The 6,137-nt window shown below is 41.1% G+C and carries 5 protein-coding genes; 1 reads left to right on the forward strand and 4 read right to left on the reverse strand.

From position 1 onward, the window contains the following. Positions 1-79 precede the first annotated feature (79 nt). A complete protein-coding gene (locus PLH43_RS12710; protein ID WP_324363700.1) occupies positions 80-769 on the forward strand; it encodes a response regulator transcription factor in 690 nt (229 codons plus the stop codon). A 25-nt stretch (positions 770-794) separates the two neighbouring features. Here PLH43_RS12710 and PLH43_RS12715 read toward each other — a convergent pair whose 3' ends face one another. The 4 genes from PLH43_RS12715 to PLH43_RS12730 form a co-directional block, all read right to left on the reverse strand. After that, the gene (locus tag PLH43_RS12715; RefSeq protein ID WP_324363707.1) at positions 795-1,454 is read right to left on the reverse strand and encodes an extracellular solute-binding protein; all 660 of its coding nucleotides are present in this window, start codon (positions 1,452-1,454) and stop codon (positions 795-797) included. After that, positions 1,418-2,548 (reverse strand): aldo/keto reductase, encoded by a 1,131-nt coding sequence (locus tag PLH43_RS12720; RefSeq protein ID WP_324363702.1) that lies wholly within the window; start codon positions 2,546-2,548, stop codon positions 1,418-1,420. The genes PLH43_RS12715 and PLH43_RS12720 overlap by 37 nt, the downstream gene beginning before the upstream one ends. A 507-nt stretch (positions 2,549-3,055) precedes the next feature. Next, complete coding sequence (locus PLH43_RS12725) at positions 3,056-3,286, reverse strand: Uxx-star family glutaredoxin-like (seleno)protein (protein ID WP_324363704.1); 231 nt, start codon at positions 3,284-3,286, stop codon at positions 3,056-3,058. Between the two features lie 175 nt (positions 3,287-3,461). Continuing rightward, complete coding sequence (locus PLH43_RS12730; protein ID WP_324363705.1) at positions 3,462-5,993, reverse strand: AMP-binding protein; 2,532 nt, start codon at positions 5,991-5,993, stop codon at positions 3,462-3,464. Positions 5,994-6,137: the final 144 nt, after the last annotated feature.

A 6,137-nucleotide genomic window follows, 5' to 3' on the forward strand; every position in this document is an offset into this window, starting at 1 on the left:
CTTGCTCCTGAAATAGAGACCTCGAAAGCAATACGAGTTTTCGAGAGCATTAAAATATAAGAAGGAGGGGGGCATTAACATGAGAATACTGATAATCGAAGATAATGTCCAACTTGCTGAAAATATGGCCCAGTTATTTAAGAATAGCAACTATATAGTTACATGTGTTCACAATGGAGAAGATGGGTTGGACTTTGCTCTTACAGGTATTTATGACATCATTGTACTAGACTCAAAGCTTCCTAAGATGGACGGCATCACCTTGCTTAAGACCCTCAGAAAAAGAAATCTGTCAACTCCTGTTATACTAATCTCCGACAAAAACACACCATCCGACATTGTAAATGGCCTCGACAGTGGTGCCGATGACTATCTGGCAAAACCTTTTTCATCGGAAGTACTGATGGCAAGAATCCGTGCTTTAGGAAGACGCAAAGGCGGTATTGTCATGAACAACATACTATGTTTTGGCGATATTGAGCTAAACACTTCAAACCTAATGCTATCCACACAGTCATCTGAAATAGGTCTGACACGCCGTGAATGTGAGCTTCTTGAGTTTCTAATCCTTAGAAAAGGTATAATTTCCCCTAAAGAAACAATCATCGAAAAGCTGTGGGGGTTTGACTCCAAAGCAAGCGCCAACCACGTTGAAGTCTACGTATCCTTTTTAAGGAAGAAACTTTATAATATCAATTCCAAGGTGACAATAGATACCATTCGTGGCGCAGGCTATGAACTAAAGTATACGGAAAATACCGCAACTTAAGTCTGTTGAGTTTTCGCCAACTGGGTTAATATGAAAATTCTCCCAAAACTTTGTTTATTTTTATATCGGCTTCCTTAAGTATTTTCATAGTCTTTTCCGGACTGTATTCTCCTTCAACTTCCATAACATTATCCCAAACATCCATCAATGCTCCAAAAACATACGATTCTGCCGGAGCCCATCCAGGTATCGCCGGATAACTCTTTGCATAATTCATTTGCTCAGCAAATACCTTTCTCATTCTGTGTCCTTTGAACCACGGATCCTCATATGCTGATTTAACCACCGGTAGAAAATCTGTTTTTTCGCAATATTCTATTTGTGCCTCTTTACTTGTCAAGTATTTTACAAGCTTTATTGCCTCATTTCGATTTTGTGAGCTTTGGAAAACCGCAAGAGAGCTTCCCCCAAGATACACATATCGCCCTTTCGGCCCTTCCGGAAGCATTGCAACTCCAACATTTTCTATGAAATTGACTCCATTATCCCTTTGATTGTTTTCCAATACACCGACAACCCATGAACCTAAAATTGAAGTAGCATAATCGCCTTTGATAAATTTAGCCTCAATATCCGCAGTATTCATTGCCAGTGATTGTCTATCCATCAGCCCTTCAACCGCAAGTTCCGAATAAAACTTAATTCCGCTTATTGACCGGACAAAATTCTTGCCGTTTCTTTCAATTGCTTTCTTATCTCAAGCTTTTGAGGACATTTCGATTCACACACACCGCACTCAATACACTCATGGGCCGGTTTACCCTTGTACCATTCAACCTTGCCTATTTGGCTGTATTGGCCTTTCGCATAGTCGGTAATTTTATACACCCTGTGATAATTCATCAGCTGAAAGTTAAGAGGAATATTGACACCGGCAGGACACGGCATACAATAATTGCAACCGGTGCAATACAGTTCTTCCATCCGCTTATTTTCCTCCATTGAAGCATTAATCCTGTCGAGCTCTTCCTTTGTAAGAGGAGTATCATTGGATGCAATACGCGCATTCTCTTCCACCATTTCAATTGTGCTCATTCCCGACAATGCACAGTCAACATTCGGATTGGCAAGTACGAAACGCAAGGCTATTTCCGCACAGCTTACCGTCTTTTGAGGAAGCAGTTTTTTAATTGTCTCCGAAGGTTCCCCAAGTTTTCCTCCACCCACAGGTCCCATGATTATTACTCCAAGACCCTTGCTCTTAGCGTACTCTATGGCCTTTTCATTGCTTCTGTCAAGAAGGTTGTACTGGCACAATACCGTTTCAAAGCTGCCGGTATCCACAAGCTTAATTAGATTTTCAGGTTTGTCGTGAAATGAAAAAGATATATGCCGGATAAGCCCCTCTTCTTTTGCCTTCTGTGCAGCCTCCAAAGGCCCTCCCTTCACATCTATGCTTTTTTCATAGGTTTCGAGGCTGATACCCCACATATGATAAAAATCAATATAATCTGTATCCAGCTTTTTTAACGAGTTTTCCAACCGTTTACGCCAATCGGCTCCCGAGGTATTCTCAATTGGATTTTTGGTGGATAAATAAACCTTGTCCCTCCAACCTTTTAAAGCCTTGCCTACAATAATCTCGCTTTCACCGTTGCAGTATCCGGGAGCGGTATCTATATAATTTACTCCCAGTTCAAATGCCCTATGAATCATTTCAATGCTTTTTTCAACGTCAAACTCGGTCTTTCCGTTAATATTAATCTCCGGAAGCCTCATTGCTCCAAATCCCAAAGCAGATATTTTAACACCGGTTTTGCCCAATTCGCGGTACTGCATTCTTTTTCCTCCAATCCATAATCCTTATTTAAAAAATTGGCCTAAATACAAATATATCCACCCCTAAGTTACCCTTTTACATTCTAACAAAAGAAACACTGTGCGTCCATATTTTATCTAAAGCCTTCCAGCTTCTTGGCATTCTTTTTTTTATCGAACTTTTTTATATAATATTTAATAATTTTGGTCATAAAAAATCAATCCAATACGAACTTAATAATTATGAATCAAATAATATAAGTGATGGTTGTTTGAAAGCAAGGTGTTACATTTATGTCCCTCAAATTACAAATGTACACATCCTTTTTCCAAACAACGAATCATATGAGCGTTAAGCTCCCTCCCTTTTTTAGCCGGACTTCACAAAGGTGAAACGGTATCAACACAAAAGGCCGTCTGTCATAAAATTGACAGTCAGCCTTTTTTTACATGCGCTCCATTTCACCCAATAATTTATATTACAGGATTAATAGCGTTCTATTTTAAAAACATCCGTTAATAAAACCTTCAGTTTCCTATCAAACTGTCTATTTTACCCTGATCAAATCCTACAACGATGTTTCCGCCAATATCCACAACAGGTACACCGCGTTGACCGGATTTTCTAATCATTTCCATCGCAGCATTCCTGTCGGATGCAACGTTGATTTCCCTATAGGATACGCCCTTTTCATCCAAATATTCTTTTACTCTTGTGCACCAAGGACATGTAGGTGTAGTATATACGATTACGTCCATATTATCGCCCTCCTATTTATTTTACTTAGACTACTATTATTTAATTATTCCACAATAATTCCTTTTAAAACACCCACTTTTCATTTTAAAACCTAATACTGCCAAGTCAAAAACGGTCAGACTCCCCATAAAAATCCAAACGGAGCCTGACCGGGTTTTAAAACATTAGTTTGCCTTAAGCCGTAACAATTGAATTAGCTTCTTGGAGGGACAATTTTTCAATCGCTTGCTCACGCATTTTGTACTTCAATATTTTCCCTGCAGCATTCATCGGGAATTCCTTAACAAACTCAACATAGCGTGGAGTCTTGTGTTTTGCCATATGGGAACGAACATAATCCTGCAGTTCCTCGGCAGTCATTGTCTCTCCATCTTTGAGAATTACGCAGGCCATAATTTCCTCACCATACTGTTTGTCGGGAACTCCTATAACCTGAACATCGCTTACCTTTGGATGAGTATAAATAAAGTCTTCTATTTCCTTCGGATAAATATTCTCACCGCCGCGAATTATCATGTCTTTGATACGGCCGGTTATTTTGTAGTTGCCGTTTTCATCACGTCTTGCCATATCACCGGTATGGAGCCAACCGTCTTTGTCAATGGCTGCTGCCGTTGCTTCAGGCATCTTGTAGTAACCTTTCATAATATTGTATCCGCGGGCAACAAACTCACCATCGGTATTGTCAGGCAATTCCTCACCGGTTTGAGGGTCTACAATCTTACATTCAATACCCGGAAGAGGACGACCGACAGTGTTTACACGTACCTCAATAGGATCATCCACACGGCTCTGAGTACATCCAGGTGAAGCCTCAGTCTGACCGTATACAATTGTTATCTCCTTCATATTCATTTTGTCCACTACATCCTGCATAACTTTTATAGGACATGGACTTCCGGCCATAATACCCGTTCTCATATGTGAGAAATCAGTCTTACTAAAGTCTTCGTGTTCCATCATTGCAATAAACATCGTAGGAACACCGTTGCAGACAGTTATCTTCTCGCGGTTAATGCAATCCAAAGACACCTTCGGTGAAAAATACGGTATCGGACACATTGTAGCTCCGTGTGTCACCGAAGCTATCATTGAAAGCACCATTCCAAAGCAGTGGAACATAGGCACTTGAATCAGCATGCGGTCGGCAGTGGAAAGGTCCATGCAGTCTCCGATACACTTTCCGTTGTTAATAACATTGTAGTGGGTAAGCATAACACCCTTCGGAAAACCTGTGGTTCCCGATGTGTACTGCATATTGCAGACATCATGCCTGCTGACTGCAAGCGCACGGCGGTAAACTTCCTCAACCGGCACTTTTTCAGCCAATGCAACTGCCTCATCCCATGAGAGACACCCTTTTTGTTTTGAGTCAATAGTAATGATATTGCGCAGGAAAGGAAGCCTCTTAATATGCAGAGGTTTACCGGCCTCCGCCGTTTCAAGCTCCGGACAAAGCTCTTTGATAATGGCAATATAGTCCGAATCTTTAAACCCGTCAGTCATAACCAGTGTGTGGGTATCCGACTGGCGGAGCAAATATTCAAGCTCATAAATTTTGTAAGCAGTATTTACGGTAACAAGCACCGCACCTATCTTGGTTGTTGCCCAGAATGTAATGAACCATTGAGGCACGTTGGTAGCCCAAACGGCAACGTGGTCACCCGGCTTTACTCCCAATGCTATAAGTGACCTTGCAAAAGTATCGACATCATCCCTAAACTGGGCATAAGTTCTGGTATAATCCGTTGTAGTATACCGGAATGCATACTGATCGGGGAACTCTTCAACAACACGGTCCAATACTTGAGAGAATGTCAAATCAATCATTGCATCCTTTTCCCAAATATATTTTCCGGTCTTTCTTTTATTGTCGTACAAACGCCCTCTTACTTCATTTCTTTTAGTATAGCGGTTCATATAGTTTGCAAAATTGGGGAAGACAACTCCGGCATCATCCAGGTCCGCAGCCCATCTCTTAACCCACTCAAGAGAAATATATCCCTCGTAGTTGATTGAACGAAGGGCCATCATGATGTCGTCAATCGGCAAATCTCCCTCACCCAACATGCGATATTGGATTTTTCCGTTTTCAACAACAGAGTCCTTGATATGTACATATTTTATGAATGCTCCAAGATTTTGCACCGTTTTACCGGGAGTCTCTCCGGCAAATCTATACGGATGATGTACATCCCACAGAGCTGCGACAGCATCACTGGCTACACTCTCAAGAAGTGTGCACAGACGTTTGGTGTCGGAATAAACACCGTTGGTTTCCACAAGGAGTGTAACGCCCTTTTCTTCTGCGATAGGCGCAAGCTTTTTCAATGCTTCAATAACAACATTGTCATCCACCTCTCCCTGAGGTTCGGGCTCAAGATCTCCAAGGACACGAACAAAAGGAGTTCCAAGCTTGGAAGCCAGTGTAATGTACTGAACAACCTCCTCATGATTTTTGTCCGCATTCTCGGCAAATTTCAGGCAGCACCCTGAAGAAAAGCACGGAATTTCAAGACGAAGCTCCGAAAGCTTTTTTGCAGTCTGAGGCAGCTCAGATTCGGTAAAAGGCTGTGCTTTTACAGCAAAAATCTCATTTCCAAGCCCACGGATTTCGATACCGTCAAATCCAAAATCCTTAGCCATGGAATAAATGTCCGTCCAACTAAAGTCAGGACAACCAAGTGTTGAAAACGCAATCTTCATAACATTCCTCCTATAATCCCAGTTTTTTAAACTTATGAAAACTAAAAAAGCTTTCACCTCATAACATATATATGTTAGAGACGAAAGCCATCGTTTCTTTTGCAGTTATAGTTTAAAAGAAAAATTACCAAAGGCAATAATACA

This window comes from Acetivibrio sp. (assembly GCF_035371925.1).
Lineage (GTDB): Bacteria > Bacillota > Clostridia > Acetivibrionales > Acetivibrionaceae > Hungateiclostridium.